Annotated in this window: 15 protein-coding genes and 1 pseudogene; 13 read left to right on the top strand and 3 right to left on the bottom strand. The window is 69.8% G+C overall.

Translation table 11 applies throughout. The annotated features are described in order from the left end of the window. Window positions 1-260: 260 nt before the first annotated feature. Entirely contained in the window at window positions 261-716 is a 456-nt protein-coding gene (locus ACIDOF_RS32440; protein WP_409009766.1) for a helix-turn-helix domain-containing protein, read from the bottom strand. A gap of 290 nt (window positions 717-1,006) precedes the next feature. On the opposite strand from ACIDOF_RS32440, the gene ACIDOF_RS32435 reads away from it, so the two are divergent. Together ACIDOF_RS32435 and ACIDOF_RS32430 are read left to right on the top strand one after the other, a co-directional pair. Beyond that, window positions 1,007-1,387 carry a hypothetical protein gene (locus ACIDOF_RS32435; protein WP_409009765.1) on the top strand — a complete coding sequence of 127 codons (381 nt, stop codon included), beginning with the start codon at window positions 1,007-1,009 and terminating at the stop codon, window positions 1,385-1,387. Between the two features lie 355 nt (window positions 1,388-1,742). Continuing rightward, on the top strand, window positions 1,743-2,525 hold the full coding sequence (locus ACIDOF_RS32430; RefSeq protein WP_409009764.1) for an alpha/beta fold hydrolase: 783 nt from the start codon (window positions 1,743-1,745) through the stop codon (window positions 2,523-2,525). Window positions 2,526-2,945: 420 nt separating this feature from the next. Here the strand turns inward: ACIDOF_RS32430 and ACIDOF_RS32425 are convergent, their stop codons facing one another. Next, the gene (locus ACIDOF_RS32425; RefSeq protein ID WP_409009763.1) at window positions 2,946-3,347 is read right to left on the bottom strand and encodes a hypothetical protein; all 402 of its coding nucleotides are present in this window, start codon (window positions 3,345-3,347) and stop codon (window positions 2,946-2,948) included. 181 nt (window positions 3,348-3,528) lie between these two features. Further along, window positions 3,529-5,781, bottom strand: coding sequence for a condensation domain-containing protein (locus tag ACIDOF_RS32420; protein WP_409009762.1), 2,253 nt, complete (start codon window positions 5,779-5,781; stop codon window positions 3,529-3,531). Window positions 5,782-6,626: 845 nt separating this feature from the next. Between ACIDOF_RS32420 and ACIDOF_RS32415 the strand changes: the two genes are divergently transcribed. The 11 genes and pseudogenes from ACIDOF_RS32415 to ACIDOF_RS32365 all read left to right on the top strand — a co-directional run bounded on the left by ACIDOF_RS32415 (window position 6,627) and on the right by ACIDOF_RS32365 (window position 17,661). Further along, on the top strand, window positions 6,627-7,289 hold the full coding sequence (locus tag ACIDOF_RS32415; RefSeq protein WP_409009761.1) for a ParA family protein: 663 nt from the start codon (window positions 6,627-6,629) through the stop codon (window positions 7,287-7,289). Then, entirely contained in the window at window positions 7,289-8,479 is a 1,191-nt protein-coding gene (locus ACIDOF_RS32410; RefSeq protein ID WP_409009760.1) for a ParB/RepB/Spo0J family partition protein, read from the top strand. Before ACIDOF_RS32415 ends, ACIDOF_RS32410 begins: the two co-directional genes overlap by 1 nt. A gap of 1,072 nt (window positions 8,480-9,551) precedes the next feature. Continuing rightward, window positions 9,552-10,547, top strand: coding sequence for a bifunctional DNA primase/polymerase (locus tag ACIDOF_RS32405; RefSeq protein WP_409009857.1), 996 nt, complete (start codon window positions 9,552-9,554; stop codon window positions 10,545-10,547). Then, window positions 10,544-12,082 (top strand): phage/plasmid primase, P4 family, encoded by a 1,539-nt coding sequence (locus tag ACIDOF_RS32400; protein ID WP_409009759.1) that lies wholly within the window; start codon window positions 10,544-10,546, stop codon window positions 12,080-12,082. Before ACIDOF_RS32405 ends, ACIDOF_RS32400 begins: the two co-directional genes overlap by 4 nt. Window positions 12,083-12,209: 127 nt before the next feature. Then, on the top strand, window positions 12,210-12,611 hold the full coding sequence (locus ACIDOF_RS32395; protein WP_409009758.1) for a DUF6009 family protein: 402 nt from the start codon (window positions 12,210-12,212) through the stop codon (window positions 12,609-12,611). A 236-nt stretch (window positions 12,612-12,847) separates the two neighbouring features. Further along, window positions 12,848-13,129 (top strand): helix-turn-helix domain-containing protein, encoded by a 282-nt coding sequence (locus tag ACIDOF_RS32390; protein ID WP_409009757.1) that lies wholly within the window; start codon window positions 12,848-12,850, stop codon window positions 13,127-13,129. After that, window positions 13,126-14,634, top strand: coding sequence for a helix-turn-helix domain-containing protein (locus ACIDOF_RS32385; RefSeq protein WP_409009756.1), 1,509 nt, complete (start codon window positions 13,126-13,128; stop codon window positions 14,632-14,634). Before ACIDOF_RS32390 ends, ACIDOF_RS32385 begins: the two co-directional genes overlap by 4 nt. Next, window positions 14,627-15,196, top strand: a complete 570-nt coding sequence (locus ACIDOF_RS32380) for a transcriptional regulator (RefSeq protein ID WP_409009755.1) — start codon at window positions 14,627-14,629, stop codon at window positions 15,194-15,196. Before ACIDOF_RS32385 ends, ACIDOF_RS32380 begins: the two co-directional genes overlap by 8 nt. Continuing rightward, a pseudogene (locus ACIDOF_RS32375) lies at window positions 15,196-15,753 on the top strand (GNAT family N-acetyltransferase). The gene ACIDOF_RS32380 and the pseudogene ACIDOF_RS32375 overlap by 1 nt, the downstream one beginning before the upstream one ends. A gap of 566 nt (window positions 15,754-16,319) precedes the next feature. Then, complete coding sequence (locus tag ACIDOF_RS32370; RefSeq protein WP_409009754.1) at window positions 16,320-16,889, top strand: sigma-70 family RNA polymerase sigma factor; 570 nt, start codon at window positions 16,320-16,322, stop codon at window positions 16,887-16,889. Next, window positions 16,876-17,661 (top strand): hypothetical protein, encoded by a 786-nt coding sequence (locus ACIDOF_RS32365; RefSeq protein ID WP_409009753.1) that lies wholly within the window; start codon window positions 16,876-16,878, stop codon window positions 17,659-17,661. The genes ACIDOF_RS32370 and ACIDOF_RS32365 overlap by 14 nt, the downstream gene beginning before the upstream one ends. The last annotated feature ends 245 nt before the right edge of the window (window positions 17,662-17,906 follow it).

Here is a 17,906-nt window from a genome sequence, read left to right as displayed (position 1 = left end):
ACATGCCGCAGGGCACCGAATCGGACGCGGCGACCTCGGCGGGTTCGAGGCGCAGGGCACGCCCGGTGCGGGCCTCGACGTACGGCACGAGGTCCCGCACCCCGGCGACGGCGGGCAGCTGGAGGTCGCGCACGAAGTCACGGCAGCTGAGCCGGATCGCGTCCGGCCCCGGCAGGCCCCGCTCGCCCCTGCGGGCCCGGAATCTCACGGCCCACCTCCGCGACGCGGCCGAACTCTGCTGATGGGTACGGGAGTTGGGGTCACTGCGGCTGCCCCGGCCCGGGCGGCAGGCCCTCCAGTTCGCGGACGCGGTCGATCATCGCGAGCACCGCGTCCATCGACTTCGGCGAAAGACCGACGGCCCGCAGCGCCACGCTCTGCACCCCGGACTCACGCAGCCGCAGCAGTGTCTCCAGGTCGGAGCCGACACGGCGGGCGACGTCGTCGTCGAAGAAGTACGCCACCGGTACGCCGAAGAAGTCCGCGAGGGCCTCCAGGTGACGTTTCGTCGGGTTGTCGCGGCGGCCGGTGCGCAGCTGCCACAGATAGGTCCCGGAGATCGTCGGCCCGCCCTGTTCCTGCAGCAGCGCGGCGAGTTCGTCGTTGCTGTACGGGCGGTCGCGGCCGGCGGGGCGGATCACCTCGAAGAGGTGGTTGAGCCGGACGGCGAGGGTCGGTTCGCCGTCCGGTCCTGAACTCTGGTCGCTCGCTGGCATGTTGCTGTGTCTCCCCGTTCTGTTCCGCTCCCCCACCGGCGCGATCAACGCCAGTTGACTACTTCACCGCCGAAACCATAGTTTTCCCACGCCACAGCAACTGAGATGGATGCACTGGACGGCGGCCACTCCGGCGTACGCGCGGAGCGGCACACATGCTCTCACTGCCCGTCTCGGCTGTTCGAGGCAGCATTCGTACAGCGGCTTCCCGACGGGACGGAGTACCACGTGTCGCTCTCCGACGCCACAGGTCACCACCGGATTCCGCCGTACGTCGCGCGGGTCTCGGCGTGAGTCCGGCCGCCGACGCGGCCCGGCTGCGGGTCATCGGCCACGTCGAGGAGCTCCGCGAGACCCTGCCGCAGCCGCAATTCGCCCTGCTTCTGCGGGTGTTGCGCAGTGTGGCGGGGCAGGGCGGGCACGCGGCGCGGCTGCCCGCGGGCGAAATGGATCGGGCGCATTTCACACCCTTGGTGCGCAACGAGATGCTGCGGACCTGGACCATGGTCGGGCCCGCGGCCCTGCAGGACCCGTCGTGCACGCGGCAGCTCGCGGACGCCCTGGACGGACTGCTCGCGGGCATCGACGAGGAGTCCGCGACGCTGGAGGGCATCGCGCAGGCGAGCGGCCTGCACGGCGAAGCGCCGTCGGACGGCACCGGCGGCGCCTGAGGAACCCCGTGGGTGCGGGGCGGCTGGGACGGGGGTCCGGCCGCCCCGCGTCGACGGCTCCCCGCGCCCGTACACACCCCCCGTACCCACCCTGCCGGCACGCGGTGCCGGGGTACGACGGGGGAACGCACCCCGACACCGCGCTGCCCACGAGCGTAGGGAATCCGGGACGGCCACGGCCACGCGTGCGGGCACAACTGGCTTGATTTGCTTGGGAGTTGACGGCACCGGAGTCGGTCCCGTGCCGCCGCCCGTGAGCAGCGATGAGTTCCTTGCCCTCGTCCGGTCTACCTCTGTGAGGGCACGGTCCCGGAGCAGACCGGACCGTGCAGGCGCACGGGAACGGAGAACACCGATGGCCGCATACGCCCAGCTCGGGGACGTGAGGACTTGGTACGACGAGCATGGCGAGGGCGCTCCCCTCGTGCTCCTGCACGGCGGCCTCGTCGACGCCCGGTTCTTCGCCCCGAACATCGACGCACTGGCCGAGAACTTCCACGTCTACACGCCCGAGCGGCGCGGCCACGGCCACACGCCGGACGTGCCCGGCCCCATCACGTACCAGCTGATGGCCGACGACACGGTCGCGTTCCTGGAGCAGGTCGTGGCGGAGCCGGCCGACCTGGTGGGGCACAGCGACGGAGCGTTCGTCGCGATGCTCGTCGCCATGCAGCGGCCCGAGCTGGTGAAGCGGCTCGTGCTGATCAGCGGCGGCTTCAACAAGAGCGGCGAGGCGGCCCCGGACGCCGAGTGGGATGTCGACGCGATCTTCGAGTTCCTCGGCCCGACGTACGGCGAGGTCTCCCCCGACGGCATCGACCACTTCAAGGTCGTCGCTGCGAAGATCGGCGAGATGGCCGCCAAGGAGCCCGACCTCCAGGCCTCCGACCTGGCCGCGGTCTCGGCCCGCACGCTGGTGATGTTCTCCGACGACGACCTGGTGACGATGCAGCACGTGGTCGAGATGTACGACGCGATCCCGGGCGCGGAGCTCGCCGTCGTACCCGGCACGTCGCACTTCCTCACCCAGGAGAAGCCGCACCTGGTCAACGCGCTCGTCCTGGACTTCCTCACCAGGGAACCGGTACCGACGGTCGCGGCGATCCGCAGGGCGGAGCCGATCCCGGAGACGCCGTGAGCGCGTTCTCCGCGAGAGCAGCGAAAGCAGGGAGAGCCTCGAGTGCAGCAAGAGTTCCAAAACTCATTGACACCACTGCAACTGCACCGCTAATTTCAAAGCACTTCACTCGCAGTGGTTAGTGAAGTGGGGGCAGTTCACCACGAACTGCCGCCTGCTCTCTGCTACTTGCTACCTGCCGCCCGCTCTGAAGGAGCCCTCTTGCGCGTACGTCTCGACCAGCTCGCCGGCACCGGCCTCTCCCCCGCCCCGCGCGGCGGTCGACCCCGGCATCTTCCGCAGCCGAAGCCCCGTTCCGTACCCCGCCCCCGTCCGCTTCCCAAGCCCGGCGCGCGCCGGTGACCCGCCCGGGCAGACACGTCTGTGCCCCGCCCGGTTGGTCAGGCCGGGCGGGGCGACAGGCAGGGTGCCGAGGCGGGGTCAGCTGAGGGTGACGCGGGCGTCGGACGCGCGCTTCCAGCCGGTGTCGATCCTGGTGGTGGCGCCGCCGCAGTCCTTGTACGTCTTCGTCGCGCCGCTCGGCACGAAGCGGATCTTCGCCCAGACGCAACGGCCGTTGGACTTGGTGTCGTTGAGGACGCCGACGACCCGGCGACCGGGCCCGTTGTCGCACTCCCGGTACTTCAGGTAGCCGCCGTTGACGGTGATGGTCCGTACGCCCGAGCAGCGGACCGCCGCAGCAGCGGCGTCCTCCGCCTGCACCGCGACCGTCTTCGTCTGCGGCGCACTCGAAGCGGCCTGCGCACCGCCGGCCGGAATCACGAACGCGGCCGTACCGAGAGCCGCTGCGCCCACCACACCCATACGGATCTTGCTGATCATGTCGTTCCCCCTGGTTGTGCTCGGTCCCGCCGTCGACATGGTGTCGACGTGCTGTCACCGCCAAGGAAACGACCTGCCGGTACGCCAGGAGAAGGTATTTCGGCACCCGCCGAAACTGTGCTGCCGGACTGACGGCCCGCACCCTAACTGCCGGGGGCAGTACGCCAGTTGGTCCGCCCGCTCACCGCCCGCGCCCCGCCGCAGCCGCCAACGTACGGGCCAGAGCGGCGAAGTCGGACCTCTCCCCCGCCGCGAACACCACGACGGAAACCGGCCCGCCCGTGTGCCGCTCGACGAGCCGGGCGACCGTGTACGCCTCCGAGCCACAGCCCGAGAACCCCGCGAGCACGAGCCTCCGCCCCCGCCTCCCGCCTTGTCCGCCCTGCCCGCCGTCGTCGAGCAGCCGCAGCAGCGAGGCGAGCCCGCTCCCCACTGCCTCCGTCTCCGTCCCGCCGACGCTCAGCTGGACCACGGTCTCCAAACCCCGGTACGCCAGGGCGAGTTGCTCGTACCCCTCCTGCGGCAGCCCGGGCGACGACACCAGGCACACCACGGCCTCGCCCTCCCCGGCCCCCGACCGCAGCACCCGCACCCCGGGCCCGCCCGGGAACGTCCCGGCACGCCCCTCCCCCGACTCCGCCAACTCCCCCAGCAACGACCCGACCGTGTCCGTCGAGCCCTCCGACTCCCCCGAGCCTGAGGACGACGAACCCCGCCCGGGAAACCGCCGCAACAGCCAAGCCAGGTCGGCCAGCACCCCGTCCACGTCCCGGAACAGCCCAGGCTCGTACGCACACGTCAGTACGAGCCCGCCCTCCCGGTCGGCGTGCAGGGTCAAGGTCAGCGGAAACCCCGTGTCCGCGTCGTACGTCGTCGGCTCCTGCACGACGACGCCCTGCGCCCCGAGCTCTCCGACCGGCACGGCAGCAGCGGAGTACCCACCCCTGAACGCCAACAGCGCCCCGCCCCGCCGCCGCTCCTGAGGCTCCGGTCGCCGCAGGCCCTCCGCCCACCCCGCGATCTGGCTCCCCGCCACCCACTCGTACGCGGCCCGGTCCAGCCCCCGCTCCCCCACGTCCGCGAGCAGCCCGGCCACGTCACGGTCCGGGGACACGACGACGGACACGGGCAGCGAGTTGCTCAGCGCGCCCGGCATCCGGTCCACGCTGTCGAGGGGTACGCCACGGCCGGACACGGACACGCTGAACCTCACGGGCCCGGCGGACGCCTCGCCGGACTCCCCGCCGGACGCCCGGTGGAGCAGCATCGCCCAGGCCGCCTGCAGCGCACCGAACTCCGTGCAACCCCGGCGGCCCGCCCACGCGCGCAGCCGCTCGGCCTCCCCCGGCGTCAGCCGGCACCGGGCACGCCACCGCCCGTGCGCCCCCTCCCCCACGGCCCGTACCGGCAAGTCGACCGCGCCACCGCCCAGCGGGACAGCTCGGGCCCAGAACTCCCTTGCGGGCGTGAGGTCTTGGGCCTCCAGCCAGTCGCTGTAGTCGCCGATGTCGGGCCGCCGCTCCCCGCCGGGCAGCCGTCCCCCGGCGAGGTAGGCGCGGACGAACTCCCGCAGCAGCAGCCGGGCGCTCAGGTCGTCGAGCAGGGCGTGGTGGTAGGTGAGCAGCATCCGGTGTGCCGACCGCTGCCCGCCCTGCTCTCCACGTACGCCCTCCAGCAGGGTGACGCGCACCGGCCCGGGTCGGCGCGGGTCGAGGCCACGACGCCGGTCGCGGGACAGCAGACCGAACCAGTCGACGTCCCGTAGCCGCAGCAACCGCGGCGTGACCCACGCGTGCACGGCGACCCGCAGCTCCTCCGCTCCCCAGCCCCCGTCGAACGCCGCCCGCAGCACACTCTCCCTCTCGTGCACCGACCGCCAGGCCGCCGCGGACCGTGCCACGTCGAGCGGCCCGTCCCAGTCCCAGCTCAACTGCCCGATCCCGACCCCCGCCCCGGGCCACGCCTCGGCATCGGCCAACAGCTCCCGCTGCAACGGAGTCGCCCGCAGCAACTGAGTCACGGGCCCGTACGTCTTCTCGTACGTCTTCCCGTCCCTCTTCTCGTACGGACCTTCGTCTTCGTAGGTGTCCTCGTACGCCTCCTCCGGAACCTCCGCCGGAGTTGCCGTGAGCAGGTCGGCGATCAGGCCGACGGGCGAGTGCTCCACGGGTGCGTCGCCGCCTGGCCCGGCCGGGGCTTCCAAGGTGAGCGTGTGACGGCCGGGCCCTTCACGCCGCAGCCGGTACCGCCAAGCCGCACTCCCCTCCCCGTACGGCAGTGCCTGCCGCAGGGCCCGTTCGACGGCGGCCTCGACCGCACGGCCGTCGACGGAGCCGCCCGCGGAGCCGAGCAACTCCAGCACCAGCGGGGCCCCGGGCCGGGTCGGCGTGACGGTGACGGTCAACGGCATGGACGAGAGGCGGTCGGCGTTCATCCGGACTCCTCCTCCTCGGCTCACCCCGTCTTCGTCGTCCTGTCGTCGCGGATCCCCTACCGAGGCTGCAGCACGGACGAGTGGGTCCCGGTGACGCGTGCCCCGCTCGACGACGCGTCACCGGGACGTTCCTGCGGGGAGGCAGGGCGGATGAGGAACGGCATGATGCCCGCACACACCATGGCGTCCTCCTCGTCCCGGCACTCGTCCGTGGCTGCGTTCCCTCACCGCAGGACAGTAGGACGGGAAGGCGCTGTGGTCCCGCGCACTCGACCGTTCCTGAGCCGAGACACGATCGACTCTCGAAGCCCCGCCCGGACGCTGCGTTTTACCGCGGTAAAACGACGACCCGCTCTCCCGGCACGCCGACAGCCCATCCCGCCGCCGCGTCTGACGCCCGTCTCGTTTTACCGCGGTAAATCGCTCGGCCCCACGGCGGGCCGCCCGACGGACCTGACGCACCGCCGCCCGCAGATCCTCCATCGGACGGCTCTCCGCTTTACCGCGGTAAAACACAGCGGCCGACTCCCCGGGCCACGGGCGGCGGCAGGGCTCCGGGAGCGGGACGCGTTTTACCGCGGTAAAGCGGAACCCCCAACTCCAACCTCCACCCCCGGGCCCGCAACATCCACGAGCTCTCGGGGCCCCCGAACCCCACACCCCGTCAGCCCCCAACCCCCCACCCCGTTTTACCGCGGTAAATCGCTCGCCCTCCCCCAACTCCCCCGCCCCCTCCTCACGGATCGGGGCAAAACACCTGGTGTCCGACCAGAGAAGGCTGCCGCGTCTGCGATGATGCTTCCGCCCGAAGTACCGGAACCCACGGGAAGCAAACGGAGCATCACATGCCAGCTTCTGTCTACGTCGTGTCCATCGACCCCCAGGCCTCCACGGTCTGGTGGGCGAACCGGATCAACGATCTGCCCTTCGACTTCTCCCAGGAGCACGAGACTCCGGAGAACCTCGCCGTCCTCAAGGACACCGGCGCCCAGGTCCACGTCGTCGCCAACCAGAAGGGCGGCGTCGGCAAGACGACCACGACCCTCAACCTCGGCGCGATCGTCTCGGACACCCTGAAGGGTCAGGACAAGGGACTGCAGCACGTCTTCATCGACACCCCGGGCAGCCTCCAGGACGAGAACCTTCTCCTCGAGGCGCTCAAGTACGCGCATGACGTGATCGTCCCCATGCCGCCGGAAGGCCTCGCCTTCGACCCGACCGCCCGCACCATCCAGAAGGTCATCGAGCCGACCGGCCTCCCCTTCAAGGTCACCGTCAACAACTGGGACCCGCGGGACGGCATCGCCGACCTCGAGGACACCAAGGCGTACATCGACGCACAGGGCTGGCCGCGCGCCGAAGCCGTGATCCGCCGCTACAAGGTCCACACCCGGGCCTCGGTGGAGGGCAAGGTCGTCACGCAGTACCCGAAGAACCGTGTCGCGATGGAAGCCCGCGAGGACTTCTTCCGCCTGGCTCTCGAACTCGGTTACGGAGGTCGCTCCTGATGGGACGAAGGACCAGTCTCGCTTCGCTCGCGGGGGCGAAGGTCGATGACGTTCCCGGCCGCAGTGATCTGCTGCTGCTCTCCCTGCCCCTGGAGAAGCTGATCCCGACCCGCTTCAACCCGCGCCGCAACTTCGGTACGGAGGAGCAGCTGCGCGAGTTCGGCCTGAAGCTGCAGCAGAAGCAGCTCCAGCCGGCCGTGGTCGTCTCCCGTGCCGGCTATCTGAAGCTGTGGCCGGAGGAGGCCGAGCGGATCGGCGACATCCCGTACGTCATCGCCAACGGCGAGCGGCGCTTCCGGGCCTCGCAGCTCGTGGGCCGGCCGACCCTGGACGTGGTGCACCACGAGGAGGTCGCCAACTCCCGGGCGGAGTTCCTGGACGCGGTGCTCGCGGAGAACAACGACCGTGAGGACCTGGACCCGATCGAGCGGGCCCTCGGTATCGAGACGATGGTCGTCGAGCTCGGCGGCGCCGACAAGGTCGCCAAGCACTACGGCAAGTCCGGCCCGTGGGTCAGCAACCAGCGCAAGCTGCTGCGGCTGACTCCGGAGCTCCAGCAGTTGGTGAGCTCGGGGGAGCTGTCCATCCGCATCGGCCGCGAGATCGCCGGCCTCCCGCAGGAGGAGCAGGCGGACGCCTGGCAGGCCGAACTCGACCGCCGCGCCGCGGTCCTCGCCGCGCCGCGCACCCGTCGTACGAAGGACGAGCCCACGGAGTCGCCGGAGTCGCCGGAGCCGACGGCGGCGACGGCGGCGACGGCGGCGACGGCGACAGCGAGCCCGGCGACCCCGGCGACCCCGGTGGGGGAGCAGCCCCCTGCGGCCCCGGAGCCCGCACCGACCCCCGAGGTCGTACGAGAGCCGGCACCCGAGCCCGTACAGACGCCCGCCCCCGCCTCCGTGCAAGACCCGGCTCCGGCTTCCGCTCCCGCTGCGCCTGCCGCTCCTGTCGCGGAGGCGGGGGAGGAGGCTGCGGCTCCGGCGGCCGCCGTCCCTGCGGAGGGGCACGACGCTCCTGCTCGGCGGGCAGCAGCGACTCAACGGCCTGAGCCGCTGCCGGACATCGCGACGGTGGGTGCCATCCCGTGGCGGAACCCGGAGACGGTGTTCCGGACCATCAAGCACTGGATGACCCCCGAGGACTTCCAGTCGCTGCACAAGCTGATGCGGGAAGACCTCCAGGACTCCTGAGTCCGGCATGCTTCTTGAGTCGCTGGTGTGGGCCGACCTCCACCCGGAGGTCGGCCCACACCCATGTCCGCCCCCATGTTCGCCCCCATGTTCGCCCCCATGCCCGCATGTCCTCCGAGAGCGCATCCTCCGTACCCCACAAGCCCGTTGAACAGCCCTGAAGGCCCGCCAGAGGCCTCTGAACGCCCTGAGTCGCCGCTCAGGGCCCTGACAGCGGTCGCTGGAGGGAAACGGCCACAGCAGTCCCGCGAGGCTCTCAGATCGCCGTACAGCGCTTCTGTCCCGTGCGGCAGCAGCCAGTGGGGGCGCCCGGGGGAGTGGCGGCAGCTACTGAAGCGACCGAAGCGACCCAGTTCCGGAGTTGGCCCCCGACGCTCGACAACGCCGAAAGGTTGCCCACGAGTTGGTCGCTTCGGTCGCTCGGGTCGCTTCAGTCGCTTCGGTAGCTGTTCTCGGCCGTTCTTCAGTCGCTCTTCGGTCGCTGCCCGAGGGGTCCCGCAGCGACCGAAGAGGGCCAGCGACTGAAGACCAGCTACCGAGCGACTCTTGAGTCGCTCTCAGTCGCTGGGACAAAACCGCAGGTCAGAGGCGTTGAGCCCAACGGAACAGCGACCGAAGCGACTCAAGGTTCCTATATATGAAGAGCAAAGCGCGTGTGCGCGCCTGCGCGTAGAGCTCATATATACAGTCGCTGAGTCGCTTCAGTCGCTGTTTTTCTGGTTGCATGTCTCTGACCTGCAGTTTTGTGAGCGACTGAAGACAGCGACCGAAAGGCCTTCAGTCGCTGCGCCCAACGTTCAGTCGCTGTTGGGTAGCTGAGGGCCCGCAAGGTAGACATCAGGAACCAGCACGCAGATCGACACGCTGTTCGGGCTTTGTCCCCAGCAGCCCCACCAGCCGCCCGAACTTCGCTAATCTATGTCCGTCGTTGAGTCGCTTCGGTCGCTGATAGGGGAACTAAATGCCTGCTGAGCTGCGGTTTTCACGCAGCGACTCACGGCAGTCCAGCTCTGCGCGTTCGGTCGCTGCACCGCTCGCCACCGCCCGCTGGTGCGCGAGCCGTGGCTGGCCCGTGTTCCCGCTGGCCGCCGGACGCAAAGTTCCTGCCGCCAACTGCGAGTCCTGCCGCAAGCCCGGGCACACCCACCGCGACTGCGGGTGCCGTGCCGAAGGCCGCTGGTGTCACGGTTTCCACTCAGCGACGCTCGACACCTCCAGGATCGAACGCTGGTGGGGGAGCGCCCCGTCGATGGGCGTCGGAGTGTCCTGCGGCCCCGCCGGCCTCGTCGTCATCGACGTCGACGCGCATCAACAACCCGTGCCCAGCCGGGACCGACTCCTGCCGGGCATTCACATCCCCGACGAGGTCGACCTCATGGGCCTCGCCAACGGCTACCACACGCTCGCCGTCCTGGCCGCCCTCCGCGGCGTCGTCAGCCCCTCCGAGGACGACACCACCCTCCGCGTCCGCACCCCCTCCGGCGGCATGCACGTCTGGTACCGGGCCGTCGACGGCCGCGCCTGGCAGTGCTCCACCGGCGCCAGCACCCGCCGCGCCCTCGCCTGGCAGGTCGACATCCGCGCCCACGGCGGGTACATCGTCACCCCCGGCACCACCACCGCCGACGGCACCTACACACCCGTAGGGCCCGTACGAGAACCCGCCCCGCTGCCCGGCTGGCTCGCGCAGGAGCTGGAGCGAACCGGGCACCTCCCAGCGGCCGTTCCCGCACCCAGGCCCGTGCCGCCGCGCGCCCGGCAGGCCGTGATGGCCGCCGGCGGACGCACCGGCAAGGCCACCAGGACCCTCCTGACCGTCCTCACCGAAGTCGCCGACTGCGCCCGCGTACCCGAAGGCGCAGCGTTCTCCGAAAAGCTCAACCGGGCCGCGTACACACTCGGCGGGCTCGTCGCCGCAGGCCACCTCGACCAGGACGAGGCCGAACACGTCCTGCTGCAGGCCGCCGAGCAGGCCCGGCCCGGCCAGACCCGCCGGGCCGAACAGATCATCCGCAGTGGCATGAGCGCCGGGCTGCGTCGTCCCCTGGAACCCGGGAGCAGCTCGTGACGCCGTCCCCGCACCCGGATCAGAACAACGCCCTCTTCGACTTCGATGCGGAGGCCGTCGCGGCCCAGATCCTCGCCCGCTCCACCGCGGGCCCCGTACCGCCCCAGGCCGGGGAAGCCCCCCCGCCCGAGGCACCACCCGACCCCGTCGCCACCCCCGGCGGGCTCGTACCCGACACCCTCACCGACCGCGGCAACGCCAAACTGTTCGTGAAGCTGTACGCGGCCGACTACCGGCACGTACCCGGCCTCGGCTGGTACCGCTGGGACAGCACCCGCTGGCAGATCGACGACGACGACACCGTCATGTGGGCCGCCGGCGACCTCGCCGAATCCATCGCCAGCAGCGACCCCCGCGGCCTCCACACCACGTCCGACCTGCAGAAGCACCGCAGGCGCGCCCTCAGCACCTCCGGCATGAACGCCATGCTCCTGCAGGCCAAGTCCGCGCCCGGCATGGTCCTCAACGCCTCCCGCCTGGACGCCGACCCGTACGTCCTGTGCACCCCCGCCGGCATCGTCGACCTGCGCACCGGACTGATCCGCACCCCCGACCCCAACAAGGACTTCCACTCCCGCTCCACGACCATCGGCCCCCGCCAGATGGCCACCCCGCGCTGGAACCGCTTCCTCCAGGACACCTTCGGCGGCGACGACGAAGGCACCGAGATGATCGGCTTCCTCCACCTGCTCCTCGGCTACTCCGTCACCGGGGACGTCGGCGGCCAGGTCATGCCGTTCCTCTTCGGCGTCGGCAAGAACGGCAAGTCCGTGCTCCTCGACGTCCTGATGAAACTCCTCGGCGACTACGCAGACGCCGCCCCGCCCGGCTTCCTCATGGCCCGCCCCTACGAAGGCCACCCCACCGACCTCGCCGAACTCCACGGCCGCCGCGTCATCGTGTGCAGCGAGGTCAAGCCGGGGGACCGGTTCGACGAAGCCCGGGTCAAGCTGCTCACCGGCGGCGACCGCATCAAGGCCCGCCGCATGCGGCAGGACTTCTTCAGCTTCGAACCCACCCACAAACTCTGGCTGTTGGGCAACCACCGCCCCGAAGTCGGCACCGGCGGCTTCGCGTTCTGGCGGCGCATGCGCCTCATCCCGTTCGAGCGGACCGTCCCCGACGACCGCAAGATCGACAACCTCGCCGACATCCTCGTCACCGAAGAAGGACCCGGCATCCTCAACTGGCTGATCGAGGGCGCCCGCCGCTACCTCGGCGGCGACAAGGACCTCACCGGCCCGGAACGCGTCCGCATCGCCACCACCGCGTACGCGGAGACAGAGGACCATACCGGCCGTTTTCTCAGCGAGGCGTGCACACTCGACCCGGATCAGCGTGCGGAACAGGCACGGCTGTATGCCGCATACAAGAGCTGGTGCCAGAATGAGGGGGCGCCGGCCATGACGTCCCGCTCCTTCGCAGCTCGCGTACGCGAAACGATCGGGCTCGAGTCTCCCAAGCAGATGATCCTGTCCAATCAGCGCAAGTACTACCCGGGCATCGGACTCCTGGCCGACGGGGAGGATGGCTGATGACGGGAACAAGCCAACCGCTGCACACGGCGGACCGTCCGAGGGCCATGGCCGGGCGGCCCGGTGGGTATCCGGCCCGTGGCATCCCGCACGAGGCTCAGGACCTGGCACGAGAAGGTAGGACAGCATGAGCGCCCTCATCACCGAGGACGAGATCCGTGAGGAGACGGAGATCGTCTGGCTCGAAGACGCCACGGCGCTGGACTACGTACGACAAAGCCTCGACCGCCTGCCCACCCGCAAGGGCAAACCGGCCTACCACCGCGACGGCCGCATGGTCGGGTACGCACTCCTCGGCCCCGGCGCCAAGGCCTCCCGCTCGTCCGGCACGTTCCGCCGCCGCGTCTTCTGGCTGCTGCCGCACGACCGCGACACCGAACCCAACGGCCTGTACGCGACCGGCGCCCCCGCCGAGGCGGTCGACCCCCGCACCCTCGCCCCCGGCGTCAAGGGCTACAAAACGGAACGCTCCGAAGGCGGACCGCCCTCCTCCGCAATGCAGGAGCTGGGCATAACGCTGCCGCTGTAGCACCCCGCACCCTGTAGCACCCCGCACCCCACCGGTTCACCAGCTGCGCCCGCCGTACCTCTCCTCACACGGCGGGCGCTTGCATGCGATATGCCCCAATTGCCGTACGGGGGTTGCGATTTACCGCGGTAAACCAAGCACCCGACGCCAGACAAACCGGGGGAGTGGACGAGACCGGCAACCCCCTCGCCCCACTATGCGGAATACGCATCCCCGAACGGTACGATGCGAAGGCCATGGACAGCTCGCACACCCCCGCACGACTCCGCGCCAGCGTCACCGCCCTCATGCAGGCCACCGGCCAGACCCAGACCGACGTCGCCCACGCCCTCGGCGTCGACCAGACCCAGGTGTCCCGCCGCCAGACCGGCCGCGCCGCCTGGACCCTCGACGACTGCGACCGCCTCGCCGCCCACTTCGGCATCGGCGTACTCGACCTCCTCGCCGGCCCCGAACACGCCTGCGCCCGCCTCCCACGCACCACCCGCCACACCCGCGGACACGGAGTCCCCGCATGAACGACTACCGCGAGGGATACGACGCCGTCGACGCCCTGCTCGCCTCCGCCGTCGAACCCGAACCCCTCCCGCCCGCCGAACAACGCCGCGCACTCCGCGAAAGCCTCGGCCTCTCCCGCGCCCAGGTCGCCGCCGCCCTCGGCGTCGGCCCGTCCACCGTCGGCGGCTGGGAGAACGGCCGCGACCCGTCGGGGGAAGTGCGCGGCAAGTACGCGTACTTCCTGGACGCCGCCCGCACGAAACTCGACGAAGCCGCCGCCGCACAGACCCGGCCCTGCGTGCTCTGCGGGGGACCGGCCACGGACGAGGTCGAGGGCTTCCCCCAACACCTCGACCCGCAGGAATGCGCGCGGGCGACGACCCCCGCGCCCGTACGAGCGGAACCCCAGCCGGCGCCCCAACCGGAGCCCGAGTCGGCGCCCCAACGGGAACCTCAGCCGAAGCCGAAGCCGCAGAGCCCGGCCCGCCCCGCGACCAACACCGCACCCCCACGCAAACCCACCCCCGTACGCAAACCCACCACCGGCCAGCCCACCCCCGAGGCCGAGCTGATCACGCAAGCCGTGGAAAACGCCCTCGCCCAGCACGAAGGCGACGTCGAGGCGGCGACCGCGCAGCTCGTACGGCGCGCCATCCCCGACGCGATGGCGCTCCTCGACGCATGCCGCACCGGCGGCCGCTACGACGTCATCGCCCACCCCTGGGTACCGGACATCCTCCGCAAGCAGAGCGCCCGCGGCAGCGACAGCATCTGGGAAGCACGCCCCAAGTGGACCCGCCCCGAACTCCCACCCGGCGCCCACGAAGTCACAGCACTCGACATCAACGGTGCCTACCTGTCCGCCCTCAAAACCCACCTGCCCATCGGACAACTCGAGCACTCCAGCGGCTTCGGCCACGACCGCCGCCGCGCCGGCGTCCACCTCATCACCCCACCGGACTGGCACCACGACCCGTACCTGCCCAACCCCATCGGCAACCGAGACGAACCCGGCCCCCTCTGGGTCACCGAACCGACCCTGCGGCTGCTGCTCCGCCTGTCCGGACCCAAGTACGGCCTGTGCGAACCCCCCGAGATCCACGAGTCGTTCACGTCCGGCGCCACCGAGAACCTCCTGGAAAAGTTCCGCACCGCCCTCCGCGACGCCCGCGAACACGCCATCACCACAGGCGACGAGACAACCGTCGAGTACGTGAAAGCCATGTACTCCAAGTTCGTGTCCACCATGGGCGAGTCCAACTACAACCGGGAGCTGTACCGCCCCGACTGGATGCACCTCATCCGCTCCCAAGCCTTCGCCAACCTCTGGATGAAAGCCCACCGCGCCCACGAACAAGGCCTCTCCGTCGTACGCGTCATGGGCACCGACGAACTCCACGTCACCGGCGACTGGCGCCGCGTCTTCCCCGAAGGCCGCGGCGTCCTCGAAGTGAAGGTCAAGGACGTCTACACCGTCGGCCCCCAGGACGACACCGAACTGAACGAGGAGCAGCCGGATGCCTGAGTACACACGGGAGTTCGGCAAGTACGGCGCACGCGGCATCCGCGGCAGCGAAGCCGTCTTCCGCCGCCTCGACGACCTCGCCGGATTCATCGTCTCCCCGGTCGAATCCCGCCGCGGCCTCCACGCCCGCCTCAACTACCTCACCCGCACCGACCACGCCCGCGCAGCCGCCCGCGCCGCCGGCCTCACCGTCACCGACCGCACCCTCAAGGCCTGGCTCGACGGCAAACAAAAACCCAACCCCCGCAACCTCCAACGCATCGAGGACGCCTACCGCACCGTCCGCCGCCACAACGTCGCCCGCCACCTCCTCCGCCGCCTCAACTCCCGCGGCGGCACCCGCGTCGAACTCCACCCCCTCAACCAGTCCCAAGTCCCACGCCCCCGCCAACGCGTCCTCGAATACCGCAGCCTCAACATCCGCCGCTGGGACCGCATCATCGAAGCCTGGACAGCCGGCGACACCGACGCCCTCGACGACGCCTGGATCGACCAGATCGTCGACCTCGGCTCCCAATGGGGCCAGTACGAGTACGTCACGAACGTCGGCTTCGCAGCCTGATGCAGCGGGGGAGCACCACGGTCGAGCGCTTAGACGGCCAGGCCGCGGCCCACGCCGAGGACGCATTCCGGCTCATCTACGCGGAGGCCTTCACCGAACCGCCTTACGAGGAACCCCCCGAGGACATCGAAGCCGCCTTCCGCGACTTCCCCGCCCACACCCGCAGACCAGGCTTCCGCGCAACCCTCGCCCGCACCCCACACGGCGACCCCGTAGGCATGGCGTACGGCTGGACCCTCCCACCCGACACCCCCTGGTAGGACGAACTCACCGAACCAGCCCCCGACAACCTCCGCCACGAAGACGGCCACCGCACCTTCGGCCTCATCGAACTCGCCGTACGCCACCCCTGGCGCGGCCAAGGCATCGCCCGCCGCCTCCACACCACCCTCCTCGACGGCCTCCCCACCGAACGGGTCCTGCTCAACGTCCACCCACACAGCAGGGCGGCGACGTCCGCGTACCGCGCGTGGGGCTACCGAAAGATCGGCGAGGCCCGCCCATGGGGGAGCGGAGCCGATCTGCATGACGTGATGCTGCTCGACCTCCAGCACTGACCCTGCAACGACCGCCAGACCTGGAACGTCAACGCCCTTGTTGGATACGGGAGTTGACGTCCATCGCACTCCGCACGAACGCCCGCACCCGCTCAGTCTCGTTCGACGGCAACCACACCGGCCCCGCGGCGAACCAGACGACACACCTCCCTCGACCCACCGCAGGTCAGCAACCACGACGCACTCGCACACAAGGACACCGGGAGCCGACACAGCCAACGCGTGATCACAAGTGAGCAGAAACCCACCGCCAGAACCCCACACACAGAGCGAAAACTTCCGACTCCCTTTGCACATAAGGGAGTTGAGCAACGTCTTGTGTTCGGAGGCGCGCACAAGGTGCCCTCCCGAGACTCTCTGGGGGTGCGATAACTGGGTCTCGCCTCACACAGCGAAAGGACCACGCGCGTGACGATGGAGCTTGCAGGAGAAGCGCTCATGGCAGCGCTAGCGGTCAGAGTCTTCGGCCGCGACGCAATCCGCCTCCTGCGCCGCGCCGCAGCAGCAGGTGTACGCCTCGGAGTCGACGAAATGGGACGACGGGCCGACCGAAACGAGGCCCACAAATGACCCACGACCTCCCGCACACACCCACGCCACACCGCATGACCCACCTGCCGCTGGACTTCTCGGCCTTCCACCAACTCCACCGCGAGGCCTACATCCGCTGGGCACGCGCCTTCCTCGGCAACCACGCAGACGCCGAAGACGCCGTCGACGCCGCCTTCGAACAACTCCTCAAAGCCTGGAACGCCGTACTGAAAACCGAAAACCCCGCCGGCTACGCCTGGACCGTCATGCGCAACAGCACCATCGACACACACCGCCGCGGCAGACGAGCACTCCCACTCGACCTAGCCGCCTTCGAAACCCAAGCCCTCGCCGGCGCCCCCGACCCCATCAAACAGTACGAAGAATCCAGCACCCTCGTCGCAGCCATACGCCAGCTCCCACCACGCCAAATGGACGTCATGGTCCTCCGCTACCTCCTCGACTACACCGACCGCCAAGTAGCCGACGAACTAGGCATCACCCCCGCCAGCGTCCGCTCCAGCGCCCGCCACGCCAAACGCCGACTCCACGACCTCCTCACCACCCCCGACACCACGGAGGAACACCCCGATGTCACCCATTGACGAACTCCTCGAACGAGCACGCCTAATACGCCGCCCCTACGACCAAGCAGACACCGCCGCGGCCGAAGCACGCCTCGCCGCCCGCACCCGCGCCCCAACCGACCCCAGACCCACCACCCACCACACCAACCCAGCCCTCAAAACCAGCAACACCGCAGCCCAGGACCTCACCAACCTGTGCGAATCCGTCGTAGCCCAACCCGAAGCACTCGTCAGCCTCCGCATCTTCCTGGCACAAGCCATGCCCGAACCCGTAGGAGCCCGAGTCCTCGGATGCCTCCTCCAACTCGCCGCCCAAGAAGAATCCGCCCGCTTCTGGTGGCAATACGCCGCCGGCGCAGGAGACTCCGCAGCCACCTACTGCCTCTTCCTCCACCACCGAGCCCTCGGCGAAGAAGCCGAAGCAAATTGGTGGCACAGCCAGAACGAGATCGTCGCCGCCCAGAACATAGACCCGGACATCGTCGACATCACCACAGCCCTAAGAGTCCTCCGCGCACTGAAAAGCGCCCCACGCACCTACCCGGAAGCCGTCCACGCTGTCCTCGGATATATCCCTCTGGCCGTCTCCTACGTAGACGACGACCTCGACCTCCCACTTCCCGAAGCGGACTTCACCGAACGCGTACTCGCCCTTAGTGGCCAGGCCGCAGGAGCAGCAGAGGAAGGCAGTCGTACCGATGCTCCTCTGCCTGAGCGTGAGCGTGGAGCTACGGTCATTGGTGCTGGGGGAGTTGCGGGTCCGCCTGATTTGCCATCAGCTTCCTTCTAGGGCTGGGGCTTGACGCCTTGTCAGAGTTGGGGAAGCTGAAAAGACTAGGCCGAGGCTGTGCTAGCTAGCCGCCTTTAAGGAATTCGCGGAGCTAATTCCTTAGCGTGAATTGCGGAGCAATTCACGCCCCGGGCAACGGAGTTGACCGGGAAGAATTCCAGCGGAGCTGGAATTCCCGCGCGGAGCGCGGCAATTCACCCGCCGCGTAGCGGCGGCGCGTCGTGTCTGCGGAGCAGACCGCGCGC

It is taken from the genome of Streptomyces sp. Da 82-17, assembly GCF_046098215.1.
Lineage (GTDB): Bacteria > Actinomycetota > Actinomycetes > Streptomycetales > Streptomycetaceae > Streptomyces.
This window is presented reverse-complemented; position numbering and strand designations above follow the sequence as displayed.